Here is a 16,488-nt window from a genome sequence, read left to right as displayed (position 1 = left end):
AAGGTAAGGTTTACCAAGTAAAATTCAAATGCATTTAAGAAAGTTTTAAAAAATCACTTAAAAAAGTCAAAATAAAAAAACCAAATGCAAATGCATTTGGTTTCTTTACTTAAGCTAATTTATTTGCTTTTTTCTTTAACTCTAATTCTGTTCCATCTTCTAGTACAAGCTTAGGAGCTGCACCAGTTTTCACAGTTTCTGCTGAGATAATACATTTTTGAATATCCTCGCGTGAAGGTAATTCAAACATAATATCTAACATAATCCCTTCAATGATCGAACGTAGTCCACGAGCTCCAGTTTTACGCTCAATTGCTTTTTTAGCAATTTCAGTTAATGCGTTATCCTCAAACTCAAGTTCAACTTGGTCAAGCTCTAGTAATTTTTGATATTGCTTAATTAAAGCATTTTTTGGTTTAGTTAAAATTTCAACTAATGATGCTTCATCAAGTTGCTCTAAATTAGCTAAAACTGGTAAACGACCGATGAACTCCGGAATTAAACCAAAGCGTAATAAGTCTTCTGGTAATACGTGGTTTAAGATTTCTTTTGAGTTTAAATCGCTCTTTTCTGAATCACCACTAAAACCAATTACCTTTTTACCTAAACGACGTTTGATAATTTGTTCGATGCCATCAAATGCTCCACCACAAATAAATAAAATATTTGTCGTATCAATTTGAATGAATTCTTGATGTGGATGCTTACGACCACCTTGAGGAGGTACGCTTGCAACTGTTCCTTCAAGAATTTTTAAAAGTGCTTGCTGAACACCTTCTCCTGACACATCACGTGTAATTGAAGGGTTTTCAGACTTACGTGCAACTTTATCAATTTCATCGATATAAATAATACCTTTTTCAGCGCGTTCTACATCATAATCAGCTGCTTGGATTAATTTTAAAAGAATGTTTTCAACATCTTCCCCAACATATCCAGCTTCAGTTAATGAAGTTGCATCTGCAATAGCAAATGGTACATTTAAAATTCGTGCTAAAGTTTGAGCTAATAATGTTTTACCACTACCAGTTGGCCCAATCATTGCAATATTACTTTTTGATAATTCAACCTCATCAATTTTGCTATTTGAATTAATACGTTTGTAGTGATTATATACAGCAACAGATAACGCTTTTTTTGCATTGTCCTGTCCAATAACGTATTCATCAAGAATTTCGCAAATTTCTTTCGGTTTCGGAACGTCTTTAAACTCTACTTCCTCTTCTTTTGCTAGCTCTTCTTGAACAATTTCAGTACAAAGTTCAATACACTCGTCACAAATATATACACCAGGTCCTGCAACTAATTTTCTAACCTGAGACTGTGACTTCCCACAGAACGAACATTTTAGCTGTCCTTTTTCTTCGTTAAATTTGAACATATGTTCACTCCCTCTAAAAATTTCTAAAAACACTCAATATGTATGTAATTCCAAAATATGTATCTTGTAGCTATATAATAGCATACAAAATAAACAAAGCAATTAATTACTACTCTAAAATTGTTTAAATTTTTAGAATATATATATTCTAATCTAAAGCTAATAATCCTTCTTTTGAAGAATTATTTTTAGTATAGCCACAATAATTTTTTAAAATCTGTATAACAGATTCTAACATATGTATATGTGTATTTTAAAGGAAACAGTTCACTTTACCAAATATTTCATTATTTAAAAACAAGGCACGAAAAATCTCGCGCCTTGTTTAAGTCAATATATGTTTATTTAACGCTTATTTTTTTCTGCTATCTACTAATAATTCAACAGCTTTACGGATTTGAATATCATCACGTACAGCGTCAGTTCCACCTAGCATAGTTACTAATTGCTCAGAAGGAATGTTGTACATTTCAGATAAACGAGCTAATTCTTCGTTCATTTCTTCTTCAGTTGCATCGATTTTTTCAGCTTCGATGATTGCATCGATTGTTAAGTCGATTCTTACACGAGCTTCAGCATCTTGACGCATTTGAGCACGAAGATCTTCTTCTTTAGTACCAGTGAATTGGTAGTAAAGCTCTAAGTTTAATCCTTGTTGTGCAATACGTTGTTCAAAGTCTTTAACCATACGGTCAACTTGGCTTTCGAACATTACTTCTGGGATTTCGATTTCAGCATTTTCAGCTGCTTTTTGAACTAAAGCATCACGTAAGTTACCTTCAGCTTGAGATTTTTTAGATTCTACTAAATCATTTTTGATTTTAGCTTTAAGATCTTCTAAAGTTTCTACTTCGTCATTTACGTCTTTAGCAAACTCGTCGTTTAACTCAGGAAGTTCTTTCGCTTTAATTTCATGAACAGTTACTTTGAAAGTAGCAGCTTTTCCTGCTAATTCAGCACTGTGGTATTCTTCTGGGAATGTTACATTAACATCAGTTTCCACACCAGATTTAGCACCGATTAAAGCTTCTTCAAATCCAGGAATGAAAGAACCTGAACCGATTTCTAATGGATAGTTTTCACCTTTTCCACCTTCGAAAGCTACGCCATCAACGAAACCTTCGAAATCAATTACAGCTGTATCACCTTTTTCAACAGTACCATCTTCTTTAACTACTAACTCAGCTTGACGCTCTTGTAATGTAGTTAATTCAGCTTGTACGTCTTCATCAGTTACAGTAGCATCCATTTCTTCAACTTCTAAGCCTTTGTATTCGCCTAATTTTACTTCAGGTTTTACAGTAACTTTTGCTTTGAAGATTAATGTTTTACCTTTTTCCATTTGCTCAACGTCAACTTCTGGACGGTCAACTGGCTCAATACCAACCTCTACAACAGCTTTGCTGTATGCTTCTGGTAAAATTACATCTAAAGCATCATTGTAAAGTGCTTCAATACCAAATTTTTGTTCAAAAATTGGGCGAGGTAATTTCCCTTTACGGAATCCCGGTACATTGATAGTTTTAACAACTTTTTTGAAAGCTGCATCTAAACCTTTATCTACTTCAGAAGCTTCAACTTCTACAGTTAATAGACCAACGTTAGCTTCTAATTTTTCCCATTTAGCAGTCATTGTTAGTTCCCTCCAAAATTATCTAAAAAAATATATGTGTTTACGTATTTTCGTACTATACATGCCTGTCCAATTTTTATAAAGAAAATTCATGTATAATTAAGTAAATAGTCGTTACAACCATTCTATTATAACACATTCCTTTTTTGTTTCAATATTTCCTAATTTTATAAGGAGAAAATATTAGAAATTTTTAATTTCGAATTTTAAATCAGTTTAGTTCCTATAGAAATACTATAGAAATAAGAACGATGTCTTCCATCCCTATTGCTCACTTTCCCTAGGTCGACCTAAGCCCCTAATCGCATTCGCTCCAATTAGAATTTGTTTTCGCCGTTTCCATCATTTTTTAAATACGTTTTTTTACATAAAAAAAAAACATAGAAGTCCAAAATGGAACATCTATGTTTTTTTCAACTATTTATTTAGATAAAATTATGTTATAGAAAAGTTCTACAAACTTCATTGTCAGACTAAATTGCGAGCAATTGGCGGTCAGTCTGACATTTCATTTTATATTAAAATACCCTTCATCTTCAAAACGTTTTACTAAAGCAACTGCACTTTTCACAGGAAAATAATCTACATTAAATACGTCTTTTAATTCCTCTTCATCTACACTACGATCAAAAAATTGTTGGACGATGCAATAAAAACAGGCTGCCCATATATTTATATCTGCTGGTATTGGGATAAACGGGAAGTAAATTGTTATAAAATGTTGGAAGTGTGTTTTTGCGATTTCGAAAGCAGAAGGGTCTTCACTTTCTAATACGTCACTTAGCTTTTTTAATATAGCATCTACAAAGATTTTATGTTCATCGACTGAAACCGATGTATTCCAAATCATCCTTTGGTTTACTTTGTTAAGTTCAAAATCTTGATCGATTGATTGTTCTTGTATAATAAACAGAATAAAACTTTGAATTAACGGATTTGCTTTTGTGCTTTTTAATATTTCGCTAATTTGGTCGATAACAAGATTACAATCTAAGCCTCTTAATTCATTAATTAACTCAAGTTGCTTATCAATCGGCTCAGAATTTTCAACGATCATATGTAAATTAATAACTTTCCCTTTAATGCCTTCGCGATCTGAAATTACTTTCTTTGATAATGAGAGCATCGCCTGAAACTTATCCATCTGATTTTCATCAATCCGATTTTGTGTGAGTAATCTTTTTATATTTTTTTGTAATTCTTCATATTCTTTTAATTGAAATAAAATACTTATGTATACTTCAATTGCTTCATCACTCTCAAATGGTCCGAAAACTAGATCTTCACATCTTTCCTTAGCTTCCCTAGCCCGATTCCCTTCTAAAAGACACGCGACAGCAGCAAGCTCTGTTTGTGAATTATGCTCATTCATTTCTTTTAATTGATTACATAACATTAAAGCTTTACTAAAATTTTTTTCTTCTAAAGCTTTTTTACCTAAATTTATTATCCGATCCTTCAGTTTAGGAAAAAAGACAATATTGTCTTCCATGTTACTCTCCCCTAACATTTGTTATTTCCTGCACAAACTAGTTATGAAAAAGTGTATCATGAATTAAAATTATTTAAAATATTAAAGATACTAGGATGCACGAATCTGTTTTTAGCTTTAGTATCCTAATGGTTTATTTCCAAATCTTTTCCATAGCTTTGGAAACTTAGCTTTTAATTCGTCTTTTGACTTCCAATCGATTGTTAATTGTTGTTCAGGATAATCATAACCTTTGCTTTCAATTAGTTTATTGAACTCATTCCACAATTGATCATCCCAATCATCATCACCTTTACGCTTGATTGTATATGCTTGTAAAGCTAAATCTAACATATCTTCTAATTCTGGTGTAAGTCCTTCTTCTTCATAAATAGGAAAAATATATTCAGCTAAATAATCCGGGTCATTTAACGTTTTCTTGTAAACTTGTTCACCTTGACCGATTAACCAAGCTCTAAAATGTGCAAATGAATCCTCAGAACAACCATCCATGATGATCCATGCAGCTTTTAAAAGACTTGAGGTATACGCTTTGGAAAAAAAGGTTTCAAAATGTATTTCAAAACTAGCTATTTCTTCCTCTGATTGTTTAGCTAAATGATTTATCACCCATTCATACGGTTCTTCTACAATATGCATTTTGGATATTAAGCTCCAAAATTCTTTTTCATTCATTTATATCACTCCACTCTTTTATTTATACTAGAATAACATATCAGGTATAAATTTAATGTTGATTTAAGACTTCTATTTATTGATATGAATTGATCCTAATTTATATCGTGAACTTAATTCATCATTTTATTTCTAAGGTTCTTTAATAAAATGTTGTTAAACACAAAAAAAGACACTTATTTTACATTAAGTAAAACAAGTGTCTTTTGGACGTCCTGAGAGGGATTCGAACCCCCGACCGACGGCTTAGAAGGCCGTTGCTCTATCCTGCTGAGCTACCAGGACATATGGAGCGGGTGATGGGAATCGAACCCACGACCGAAGCTTGGAAGGCTTCTATTTTACCATTAAACTACACCCGCATATGTTTTGTTTCTTTTTCTTTCTTTGCGACATCACCCTGTCGACATAATTTATTATAGTCACTATGCAAAATAAAGTCAACACTATTTTAAAACTTTTTTTCCAAAATAAAGGAAAAAATTTAAAAGTTGTTTAATTACCTTAGTTTATTAGGGCTTTTTAGCTTTTAGTACTTTGATTTTTTTTGTTTTTAGATAAGGTTAGTAGCAAATAAGCTACTAACCACATTGTGTAGACAAAATTCTATAAACTTGATTTCAAACGATTGCGAGCGTTTGGCGGGCAGTCTAAAACCTCATTTAATTCATTATAATTCAAATGAGGAAGTAGTAAGAACCGTTCCATCTGTATTATAAAAAATAACATTAGCTTTCTTATCAATTATTTCAAGAATAGCATAAGTCTTTTCTTTACGCATTCTCGGTAATAAAATGCTGCCAGGGTTAATAAAGAGCACGTCATCAATTAATTCGGCTCCTAATACATGTGAGTGACCAAAACAAGCAATTGTTGCTCCAACTTCTTTACAACGATAATACAGCTTTTGTAATGACTGTTTTATCCCATGTAAATGACCATGTGTTGCATAGATTGTATATTCATTCCCACGATGAATAAATTCTTCAGGGAATTCTCCTCTGAAATCACAATTTCCTCTTACTACATTATAATCCTTTAGTTCCTTGGCATTTACTTCCAATTCCGAATCTCCACAGTGTATCATTAAATCTACATTGTCAATATATCGCTTGGCAATTTCTTGCAATGGTTTTGTCAATCCATGGCTATCACTTACAATTAGTACTTTCATTCATTTGATCCTCTAAATAAAAAGTCTTTATCTTCTTTATTTATAACATTCATTAATGATTTAATTGCATTTGCGCGATGACTTAAACCACCTTTTTCATCTGTTGTTAATTCAGCCATCGTTTTATCTAATTCCGGCAAAAAGAATATTGGATCGTAGCCAAAACCGTTTGTTCCTCTTTTTTCATTGGCAATATACCCTTCAACTGTACCATGAACAGTGATTGTTTCTTTACCTGGAACTGCTAAAGCTAAAGCACAATAAAATCGTGCCGTTCTTTTACCAGGAAAAACGCCATCTAGTTCGCTTAATACTTTTTGTAAATTATCTTCGTCACTTTTATGTAATCCAGCATACCTGGCAGAATAAACTCCTGGTCTACCTTCAAGTGCATCCACGATTAAACCAGAGTCATCTGCAATCACTGGCGTCTTTAACTTACTCGCTAAATACTCAGCTTTTAAAATTGCATTTTCTTCAAATGTGGTTCCTGTTTCTTCAACTTCTTGAATTTCAGGAAAATCTTTTAAAGACTTAATTTGAAATCCCATCGGGTTAAAAAGTGCTTCAAAATCCTTCACTTTGCCAAGATTATTTGTCGCAATTATGATTGTTTCCATCCTTAAAGTCTCTCCTCGAAATATTATTGAAATTTAATACCTTCTTGTAATAACACTTCTTTTTGTTTTTCAATTAGAGATTTAATTCCTAATTCACCTAAAGATAGTAACTCATTTAATTCTTCTCTTGAAAATGTTGCTTCTTCACCAGTACCTTGAAGTTCAACAAACTGTCCTTTTCCAGTCATTATAATATTCATATCAACACTTGCAGCCGAATCTTCTACATAATATAAATCTAGTACTGGTCCAAGGTCATCTAAAATACCAACCGAAGTTGCTGCTAAATAATCTTTTACAGGATACGATTTCAATTTATCCATTTTAATTAATTTATCAAAAGCAAGCATCATTGCAACAAATGCACCAGTAATTGAAGTAGTTCGCGTTCCTCCATCAGCTTGAATTACATCACAATCAATCCAAATTGTCTTTTCACCAAGTGCTTCTAAATCAACTACTGCTCTTAACGCTCTTCCTATTAATCGTTGAATTTCCATTGTTCGACCAGTAACTTTACCTTTAGATGATTCACGTATTGTACGCTCTTGAGTAGCCCTAGGTAACATTGAATATTCAGCTGAAATCCAACCTTTCCCACTATTTCTCAAAAATGGTGGAACACGGTCCTCAACTGTTGCATTACAAATTACCTTCGTATCACCAATACTGATAAGCACAGAACCTTCTGCATGCTTTGTATAGTGAGTAATAATCTCTATAGGTCTAAGTTCATTATTTAATCTTCCATCTGTTCTTGTCATAATTGTTCCTCCTACAAAATCTTCCAAATACTAGTATAGACAAAAATGTGATTTCATTTCTACTTATTAGATGTATTTTAAAGATAAAATTAAAAACCTTGTACAAAAATCATCACAATTTTTGTACAAGGTTACTATTTAAAACATTTTATTGAAGGGCAATTATGATCTTTTCCTGACCACCGGCTTACAATTTTTTCGTATTTACATCCTTAGGTCTTGAAACAGGTTGGCTTAAAGGCTTGCCTTGTTGGTCTAGCGCAGTTAATTTACCATTGATTTGAATTTCAATGGACTTAACACCTTTTTGCTCTGTTAAAGAAAGAACAAGTGGCTGTAATACATCATTATTGATCATATTTTTTGCAATATTACCATAGATACCATCGTTAAAATTAAGTACTAGTTTGCCGCCTTTGAAAACAGGTTGACTAACTAATTTCGTATCAGTTCCAAAATCGGAAACTAAATTCGAATATTCAGACGGTCCTTTTACAAGTTCATTTACAATTGCTGAATATGAATCTTTTTCAGCATTTGAAATCCTAGTCGTTACAGGTACATAATAAGTGTCTCCCATTTCACCTTGTGAAACATAATATAGCGTAACAGGTCTAGAGTTCATAATATCAACAATGTCACCTTTATCAAAGTTAATTCCATCATCTCTTGTTAATCCATCACCAATTTGAGCTTTATTTACTGGCATCGATGCAAGGTCTTTTCCGTTTATTCGAATTTTTACCTTTGTCACATTATCAAATTGAGTTAATGTCCAAGTAACAGCTTGAAACACTTTTAACTCATCTTCAGCACGGTATTGCTTAAATTCTGGTGAAAAATCAGCAATAATTGTACCATCCTTTTGAGTTTGAACACCTAAAACTTCTGTATTCGGAGGTAAAACTGCTTGGAAACCATTTGGTAATTCATCTGTCACAGGACCATCTTTTACTAAGTACTCTAACGCTTGTTTAGCCAAGCTAGTAGACTTAGGTAATTGGAATGTTTGAGGTACAACATACCCGTTACGGTCAATTAAATATAATTCCCTTTTAACAGTTTCCTCTTTCTTTGCTACTTCTTTTGAAGGTTGATCACTTTTATAAACTACAGTTTTAGGTGGATCAATGTCAGTTGAAGATTTCGTTGGAAGTAAACTACATCCACTCATTGTTGCAATTCCACATACCGCTACCGCTGTTACTAACAATCTTTTTTTCATCACCATACTCCCCCCACGCTTTTTTACTATTTATACGAGCCTGTACATTTTTTAGAACAAGCTAAATAGAAAAAAATAAATAATTTAAATCTAGCTCTAAATTTACTGGAAATATTCACCTAAAAGACCTATCGTTCATATGATAAAAAGACTAAATGAATACCCATCCGAAGAACAGCTCGGTCAAGCAAGGAGGGTTAGCACAGTTGAAGGATAGAGACTATCAAACAAAGCACACACTCACAAAGCGTGAAAAAGAAGTATTCGAGCTTCTTGTTCAAGATAAGACTACAAGAGAAATTGCTGAAGAACTTTTTATAAGTGAAAAAACTGTGAGAAATCATATTTCAAATGCAATGCAGAAGCTTGGGGTTAAGGGGCGATCACAAGCAGTTATTGAGCTTCTTCGTATGGGAGAGCTTGAACTGTAGTTATTTTGTAGAAGCACTTCTACAAACCAACATACTGCCGGCATTCTAATCGACATGCCGGTTTTGGTATTTACATTGAAACTTAAGTTTTTCATTTTCTATTTTCTTTCTTGTAAAAAATCTGATTATCTAATTTGAATGTTTTACTTTATATCCTACTTATAGTAGATAAAAAAGCCTATCTGTAAATTAGGATAGATGCTCTGCTATAGGGGGATTTTATTTTAGCTCTTTTTACCTATTTAATTTAAAATAAAAAAATCGTTTCCTGTTGGATAACGATTTCCTTATTCTATATACTATAAAACTTCTTAGTATTTTCATATAAAGTTTTATATGCACTTGATAAATCTATGTTTTTTAACTGGGCGATCTTTGCAACTGATTGATGCATAAATTTAGGTTGAGTCCATTCATTCTCAAAAGGCCCTTCAAACGGCCAAGGACCATCTGTTTCGATCATCATTAATTCTAAAGGATACTTTTTTACTAAGTTTTGAATCTCATTTTCATATAATACATCTGGCGTAATTGAGATAAAATACTCATTATTGATCATTCGTTTAATTGTACGTTCTTCTCCTTTAAACCAATGAAAATGAGCTTTTTTAATGAAATATTTTTCTAATAGATTACATACAGTTTCAGCGTCATCATAAACCGCATGTAATATGATTGGTTTATTTAACTCTTTTGCAAGTGATATAAATTTTTCTAGTAATTGAATATAAGGTACGTAATCAATCTGTTCTTCTAAATTCTTATAATATGGTAATCCAACTTCTCCAATTGCGACCATTTCATCCTGATGGTTCCTAATCCATTCAATTAATTGATCAACCTCTTCATCAGATGGGATTTGTTGTTCAGGATGGAATCCGAATGATGGATAGACACTATTAAATTGATTTTTTAACTCTAAATTTCTCTTACTAGATTTTAAATCCATCGAAACCGAAATGAGCGCCTCAATTTCGTGTCTTTCTAAATTATTTACTATTTCTTCTCTTTGACTAGTATCATAAGAATCTAAATGAATATGAGCATCTATCATTTTCATCGCATTACTCCTTCTCTAAAGCCAAATAGATTTTTCTTTTATATTCCGTAAATTCATCACTTAATAATAATTCTTTTTTACGAGGTCTTGGAAATGGCACAATGATTTCTTCTTTAATTTTGGCAGGTTTATCAGAAAATATATAGATTCGATCAGACAGTAACAACGCTTCATCAATATTGTGTGTAACTAATAAAATTGATCGTCGTTGTTCCTCCCAAATTGATAAAAGCCATTGTTGCATTTCAAGTCTAGTGAACTCATCTAAAGCTGAAAAAGGCTCATCCATACACATGAACGACTGCGGTGCTAGTAGAGACCTTAAAAATGAAACTCTTTGTTTCATACCACCAGATAATTCATGAGGGTAAGCATTCTCATAGTTTTCTAAACCAGTTCTTTTAAGCCAGTCTCTTGCCAATTTTTCATCAGGTTTATATTTTAGTTCTTGTGATAAAACAATATTTTTTAATACGGTTCTCCACGGTAGTAATGAATGATCCTGAGGCATAAAACTAACATGACCAAGTTCTCCATTTATAGTCGAACCATTTAACTTCACTTCTCCAGAATCTGGTTTTACTAAGCCTCCAATCAGATGAAATAATGTACTTTTCCCACTTCCAGATGGACCTAGAATCGATACAAATTCACCCTCGTTTACATAAAGGGATATATTATCTAACACTTGATGACCGTTATAACTCATTGATAATTGTTTAACTTGTAATGTCATTTCCGTTTCTCCCCTTTAACTTTCCATTTAACAGTATAACGTTCAATTACAACTATTAGGAAGAAGAAAAGCATACTTAAAAACATAATGATAAAAATTGAAACGAATACTCGATCTGTTCTAAATGAAGATGAAGCTAAAGTCATATACACTCCAATTCCAGATTTCGCTCCTAGCCATTCAGATATAACTGCCCCCATAACACTATAAGTTGCTGAAATCTTTAAGCCGGAAAAAATGGAAGGTAGAGAAAATGGCAATTCAACTTTCCAAAAAATTTGTGATTTGGATGCTCCCGCCATTTTCATATAATTTATTAGTTCACTTGGTGTTTGTCGAAAACCATCCAACGCTGAAACTGTAACTGGAAAAAAACAAACGAGAGAAATGATAATTAATTTAGGTAATACACCAAATCCAAACCAAATAATTAATAGTGGTGCCAACACGATAATTGGTACATTTTGCGAAAGAATTAATAATGGGTAAAAAGCTTCCCTAACTCCTGGAATTAAATGCAATAGAAATGCGATTAAAAAACCTAATAAACTACCAATTAACAAACCAATAATCGTTAATTGAATTGTAGAAGAAATATGAGGTAGTAGTGAATCAGTTGATTTCATTCCTTCTTTAAAAATTGCGATAGGTCCTGGTAATAACCATGATTCGATTTTCCAAATTTTAATACTTAGCTGCCAACAAATTAAAAAAAGCAGGATGACAACGATTGGTTGCCATCCTTTTATATGTTTAGATTTCATTAACGGTACTTCTCCGTTAACACATCCATCGTAATACCTTGTGGTTGATAAAGTATTTTCATTTGAGTTATTACATTGTGGCAACCTATTTCAATCATTTTTTCATTCATTTTTTGAACAACCATTAATAATTGATTCAAGTCACCTTCCATAGTTGTTTCCAACGGTTGGACTTGATATTTTACACCTGATTCATCAATAATTTTGATTGCTTCATCAACTGCAGGAATAACATCCTCAATTTTATTTGTTTTCGGTATAATTTGGACACTCATTAAAGTAGTTTGCATTTTTGCTCCTCCTTATTTCGCTGGTAAGAAATCATTCGTAAATGCTTCTTTTGGCTTAAAGTTTCCTTCTAATAATTTATTTTCAGCTAGAAAATCAGCATAATTTTTCCAAACTGATAACTTTTGCTCACCCCAACGGTCTGCATCATCTTTATATTTAGATGCTAACCATTCCTGACTTTTTTCTACTAATTTTTTATCTAGATCCGGATTATCCTTTATTAAAATCGATGCAGCTTCTTTTGGGTTATCAATCGCAAAATTATATCCTTTTGATGCTGCAGCCACAAACTCTTTAACGATTTTAGGGTTTTTACTAATCATTTTTTCATTCGTAGCTAAAACTGGAGTATAGTAATCTAGTTTTTTACTATAATCAGTTAAATAAATCATATTTAATTTTTCTCCACGTAACTCAGCTTCAATCCCTGTCCACCCTTGATAAATCCACGCAAAATCGATATCTCTTTTAACTGCTGTAAAGAAATCAGCATCGCCCATATTAACGATATTTAACTTATTAACATTAGCATTTTCTTCTGACATAAGTGATTTTAGAATAGCTTTTTCTACCGGTGAACCCCATCCACCATACGTTTTTCCAACGAAATCTTTTGGAGACTTAATACCTTTATTCACTGGTGATGCAAATCCAGAAGTATTATGTTGAATAATTGCTGCAATTGAAACAATCGGTACATTTTGAACTCTTGCTTGTGTAATTGACTCTTGATAAGAAACACCAAAGTCTGCTTTACCTGATGCGACCAATTGGTCTGCACCTGTTTCTCCTGGACTGATTATATCTACATCAAGTCCTTGTTCCTTAAAGTAATCTTTTTCCTTAGCAACAAATAGCCCAGTATGATTTGTATTTGGCGTCCAGTCTAGTACGACAGTCACCTTTTTTAATTGCTTTGTCTTTTTTTTAGTAGCAGTTTTGTTTTGACCACATCCGGTTAACATTAAACAAATAGCTACTAAAAATACTATTAATTTTTTCATTATCTATATCTCCTTTATGTTTTTTGGTTTATACAAAAAGAAAACGTCCGGATACTAACCCGGACGTAAATGCGCTGTAAAAAACATATCTAAAAAGAGATACTGTTCCCTACGCTGGCATCACCCAGATCAGGTTCTAAGAGTCAACATCTTAAGGATGCTATCTCAGCCAGCAACACTGGCTCCTCCACATTTTTCTCATATATAAACTTTTCCTCATTAATATAACAGATAATGATTGAATTTACGATTATTTTTAACTTGTTTTTAAATGTTTCAATACTCTGTTAATAGGCGTAATAAAACTATGAAATTTTTACATTTTTAAAAAGAGAATGATAAACAAAAATATCATTTCTTATAGTAAAATCTTAAATGAATAAAGAATATACTACATCAACAAATTATTAAGTAAAATGAGGGGATTTTTTGAATAAACCTATCGGAGTCATTGACTCAGGTGTTGGGGGCTTAACAGTTGCCAAACAAATTATAAGACAATTACCTAAAGAGGACATTTTATACTTAGGCGATACTGCTAGATGTCCATACGGATCACGACCATATTCTGAAATAAGAGAATTCACTTGGGAAATGACTAATTTTCTAATGGAGAAAGATATAAAAATGTTAGTCATCGCTTGCAATACAGCAACTTCAGTAGTCTTAAATGAAATGAGAGAAAAACTTCAAATCCCAGTCATTGGAGTTGTCCGCCCAGGTGCTAGAGCAGCAATAAAACTAACCCAAAATGACCAAATCGGTGTTATTGGAACGAATGCTACTATTAATAGTAAAGCATATCATTCTGCACTAAAGCGGATTAATGACAAAGTTATAATTAAAGGTTTAGCATGCCCAGAGTTTGCTGGAATTGTTGAAAATGGGGACTACAATAAACCTGAAATATTTGAGATTGTTAAACACACTCTTGCACCGCTTATTAATTCAAATATTGATACCTTAATACTTGGTTGCACGCATTACCCATTATTAAGTCCAATCATCCAAAAGGTGATGGGTCCATCAATTCAACTTATCAGCTCTGGTGATGAAACAGCTTTAGAAGTAAGTGCAATTTTGGATCAACAAAATAGATTATCTAACTCCGAAATCACTTCACATGAATTTTTTACAACTGGGGATCCAACCATTTTTAGTAAAATAGCTTCATCCTTATTCCAAGAACCAATGGAAAACGTAAAGTATATTAAACTATAAAGGTCAATAGACCACATTAAAACACAAAAACCAACAAACTTTGTTGGTTTTTGTGTTTTAAATTATGAACGCTCTTGTATTTCATAAAATTTATTCTTTTGTATTACTTGAAAAATAATCTTTAAGCATCGCATTGTTCTTCACTATATCATCTAATGTATATTGATCTAAAACTTTTAAAAATTGTTCTAATGCATTATTAAATATATGTTTTAAAGAACAAACTGGTGTAATAACACAAGTATTTCCGTGTTCAAAACATTCTACAATATTGAAGTCTTCTTCAGTTTTACGAATTATTTCACCGATATTTATTTCTGTTGGCAATTTAGCTAAACGGATTCCACCGTTTCTACCACGGATCGTTTCGATGTAACCCATCTTTCCTAAATTATAAATGATTTTCATTAAATGGTTTTTAGAAATATCATAAGCTTCAGCGATGTCCTTAATATTAACTAATTTTTCACGTGGCTCAGAGCTTAGAAATATTAGTACACGAAGAGAGTAATCCGAATAAGTTGTTAAACGCATAACTTGTCCTCACTGTTTTATTTAAAATTAATCATAGCATAATTGTGAACTTTTTTTAAACTTTTATGTATTTTGGCAAAGAAATTCACAAAAGAAGTATTTTATATATTGCTTTAAATAAATTCTAAGTCTAAGATAAAGATGTATTTACAATACTACTTTAAAACGTGATTAGGGGGATTTTTCATGCTATCTCAAAAAACAATTGATATTATTAAGTCAACAGTTCCAGTCTTAGAAGTAAAGGGTACAGAGATCACTAAAGTATTCTATAAAAATTTATTTACTAATCATCCTGAACTATTAAATGTATTTAATCATACAAATCAACAACAAGGTAGACAACAAACTGCTCTTGCAAATACTGTTTTAGCTGCTGCACAGAACATTGATAAACTAGCAACAATTATTCCTGTAGTAAAACAAATCGCGCAAAAACACCGTAGTCTTCAAGTTAAGCCTGAGCACTATCCAATCGTTGGGCAACATCTACTAGGGGCAATTAAAGAAGTACTTGGCGATGTTGCAACTGATGAAATACTAGGTGCTTGGGCTGAAGCATATGGAATTATTGCACAAGTATTTATCGATATCGAAAAAGAAATGTATGAGGAAGCAGCTTCTCAACAAGGAGGTTGGTCTGAGTTTAAAGAGTTTAAAATCATCAAAAAAGTTGAAGAAAGCGATGTAATAACATCATTCTACTTAGTTCCTAAAGATGGTTCTTCAGTTCCTACTTTCTTACCTGGTCAATATATTACTGTTCGTTCACAAATTCCAGGTGAAGAATATTTATCTAACAGACAATATAGTCTATCTGATGCACCTGGTAAAAAACACTTTAGAATTTCAGTCAAAAAAGAAGCTGAAGAAAACCAACCACTAGGTAAATTCTCAAACTACTTGCACAATCAAGTAAATGTTGGTGATACAATAGAAATTACTGCTCCAGCGGGTGAATTTACTTTAAATACTGAAAATAATTCAGATGTTGTTTTCTTAAGTGGTGGTGTTGGAATTACACCATTAATCAGTATGGCAAAGTCAATTGCAAGCAATCAACCAAATCGTCAAGTTAGCTTCGTAAGCGCTTCAAGAAACGGTAAATTACAAGCATTTGAAAATGAACTAGACCAATTAAAAGAGCAATTAACGAATTACAATTTATCATTTGTTTATGAAAATCCATCTGAGGAAGATGTTCAAAATAACAACAACTTTAAAAAGCAGGGTTATATTGATGCAGAATGGTTAAATAACAATGTTAAATCAGACAATGCGGATTATTACGTATGTGGACCGGTACCATTTTTAAAAGTTATTATAACAAGTTTAAAAGAATTAGGTATTAAAGATACACAAATTCATTATGAATTCTTCGGACCAGCAATGAATTTAGATACTGAACCTAAAAGCCCTATACATCAAGGTTAATATGTAAAAGGATGCTCAATTAAGAGCATCCTTTTCATTTCTGTTCTAG

General features: G+C 32.3%; 17 protein-coding genes, 2 tRNA genes and 1 riboswitch. Of the genes, 3 read left to right on the top strand and 16 right to left on the bottom strand.

Annotated elements, in window-relative coordinates:
* Nucleotides 1-109: 109 nt before the first annotated feature.
* The 10 genes from clpX to RAH41_RS03570 all read right to left on the bottom strand — a co-directional run bounded on the left by clpX (nt 110) and on the right by RAH41_RS03570 (nt 8,970).
* The gene (gene clpX / locus RAH41_RS03615) at nt 110-1,381 is read right to left on the bottom strand and encodes an ATP-dependent protease ATP-binding subunit ClpX (RefSeq protein WP_098231850.1); all 1,272 of its coding nucleotides are present in this window, start codon (nt 1,379-1,381) and stop codon (nt 110-112) included.
* Nucleotides 1,382-1,733: 352 nt separating this feature from the next.
* A complete protein-coding gene (gene tig / locus RAH41_RS03610) occupies nt 1,734-3,014 on the bottom strand; it encodes a trigger factor (protein ID WP_331220711.1) in 1,281 nt (426 codons plus the stop codon).
* Nucleotides 3,015-3,522: 508 nt separating this feature from the next.
* Complete coding sequence (locus RAH41_RS03605; RefSeq protein WP_331220710.1) at nt 3,523-4,506, bottom strand: hypothetical protein; 984 nt, start codon at nt 4,504-4,506, stop codon at nt 3,523-3,525.
* A 117-nt stretch (nt 4,507-4,623) separates the two neighbouring features.
* Entirely contained in the window at nt 4,624-5,181 is a 558-nt protein-coding gene (locus RAH41_RS03600) for a DUF4240 domain-containing protein (protein WP_331220709.1), read from the bottom strand.
* Nucleotides 5,182-5,392: 211 nt separating this feature from the next.
* Nucleotides 5,393-5,466 (bottom strand) — tRNA-Arg (locus tag RAH41_RS03595).
* A gap of 3 nt (nt 5,467-5,469) precedes the next feature.
* Nucleotides 5,470-5,543 (bottom strand) — tRNA-Gly (locus tag RAH41_RS03590).
* A gap of 308 nt (nt 5,544-5,851) precedes the next feature.
* A complete protein-coding gene (locus RAH41_RS03585; RefSeq protein WP_331220707.1) occupies nt 5,852-6,355 on the bottom strand; it encodes a metallophosphoesterase in 504 nt (167 codons plus the stop codon).
* Complete coding sequence (locus RAH41_RS03580) at nt 6,352-6,975, bottom strand: XTP/dITP diphosphatase (RefSeq protein ID WP_331220705.1); 624 nt, start codon at nt 6,973-6,975, stop codon at nt 6,352-6,354. Before RAH41_RS03580 ends, RAH41_RS03585 begins: the two co-directional genes overlap by 4 nt.
* 23 nt (nt 6,976-6,998) lie before the next feature.
* The gene (gene rph / locus RAH41_RS03575) at nt 6,999-7,739 is read right to left on the bottom strand and encodes a ribonuclease PH (RefSeq protein WP_098231844.1); all 741 of its coding nucleotides are present in this window, start codon (nt 7,737-7,739) and stop codon (nt 6,999-7,001) included.
* 187 nt (nt 7,740-7,926) lie between these two features.
* Nucleotides 7,927-8,970 carry a GerMN domain-containing protein gene (locus tag RAH41_RS03570; RefSeq protein ID WP_419471559.1) on the bottom strand — a complete coding sequence of 348 codons (1,044 nt, stop codon included), beginning with the start codon at nt 8,968-8,970 and terminating at the stop codon, nt 7,927-7,929.
* Nucleotides 8,971-9,170: 200 nt separating this feature from the next.
* On the opposite strand from RAH41_RS03570, the gene RAH41_RS03565 reads away from it, so the two are divergent.
* Nucleotides 9,171-9,395, top strand: a complete 225-nt coding sequence (locus tag RAH41_RS03565) for a helix-turn-helix domain-containing protein (RefSeq protein ID WP_056472461.1) — start codon at nt 9,171-9,173, stop codon at nt 9,393-9,395.
* A gap of 292 nt (nt 9,396-9,687) precedes the next feature.
* On the opposite strand, the gene RAH41_RS03560 is transcribed toward RAH41_RS03565, so the two are convergent.
* From RAH41_RS03560 to RAH41_RS03540, 5 genes are read right to left on the bottom strand one after another with little or no spacing between them, the layout of a single operon-like run.
* Nucleotides 9,688-10,455, bottom strand: coding sequence for a TatD family hydrolase (locus RAH41_RS03560; protein ID WP_331220698.1), 768 nt, complete (start codon nt 10,453-10,455; stop codon nt 9,688-9,690).
* Nucleotides 10,456-10,459: 4 nt separating this feature from the next.
* Entirely contained in the window at nt 10,460-11,191 is a 732-nt protein-coding gene (locus tag RAH41_RS03555) for an ABC transporter ATP-binding protein (RefSeq protein ID WP_331220696.1), read from the bottom strand.
* Entirely contained in the window at nt 11,188-11,955 is a 768-nt protein-coding gene (locus RAH41_RS03550) for an ABC transporter permease (protein ID WP_331220694.1), read from the bottom strand. The genes RAH41_RS03555 and RAH41_RS03550 overlap by 4 nt, the downstream gene beginning before the upstream one ends.
* Nucleotides 11,955-12,245 carry a thiamine-binding protein gene (locus tag RAH41_RS03545; RefSeq protein WP_331220692.1) on the bottom strand — a complete coding sequence of 97 codons (291 nt, stop codon included), beginning with the start codon at nt 12,243-12,245 and terminating at the stop codon, nt 11,955-11,957. Before RAH41_RS03545 ends, RAH41_RS03550 begins: the two co-directional genes overlap by 1 nt.
* Nucleotides 12,246-12,257: 12 nt before the next feature.
* Nucleotides 12,258-13,250, bottom strand: a complete 993-nt coding sequence (locus tag RAH41_RS03540) for an ABC transporter substrate-binding protein (protein ID WP_331220690.1) — start codon at nt 13,248-13,250, stop codon at nt 12,258-12,260.
* An 89-nt stretch (nt 13,251-13,339) separates the two neighbouring features.
* Nucleotides 13,340-13,449, bottom strand: a riboswitch (TPP riboswitch).
* Between the two features lie 230 nt (nt 13,450-13,679).
* Between RAH41_RS03540 and racE the strand changes: the two genes are divergently transcribed.
* Nucleotides 13,680-14,471: a glutamate racemase gene (gene racE / locus RAH41_RS03535; protein WP_331220689.1), complete on the top strand. Its 792-nt coding sequence runs from the start codon at nt 13,680-13,682 to the stop codon at nt 14,469-14,471.
* Between the two features lie 90 nt (nt 14,472-14,561).
* Here racE and RAH41_RS03530 read toward each other — a convergent pair whose 3' ends face one another.
* Nucleotides 14,562-15,005: an RrF2 family transcriptional regulator gene (locus RAH41_RS03530; RefSeq protein ID WP_331220688.1), complete on the bottom strand. Its 444-nt coding sequence runs from the start codon at nt 15,003-15,005 to the stop codon at nt 14,562-14,564.
* A gap of 186 nt (nt 15,006-15,191) precedes the next feature.
* Between RAH41_RS03530 and hmpA the strand changes: the two genes are divergently transcribed.
* Nucleotides 15,192-16,439, top strand: a complete 1,248-nt coding sequence (hmpA, locus tag RAH41_RS03525; protein WP_331220686.1) for an NO-inducible flavohemoprotein — start codon at nt 15,192-15,194, stop codon at nt 16,437-16,439.
* Nucleotides 16,440-16,488: the final 49 nt, after the last annotated feature.

The sequence above is a fragment of the Gottfriedia acidiceleris genome (genome assembly GCF_036421055.1).
GTDB lineage: Bacteria > Bacillota > Bacilli > Bacillales > Bacillaceae_G > Gottfriedia > Gottfriedia acidiceleris_C.
This window is presented reverse-complemented; position numbering and strand designations above follow the sequence as displayed.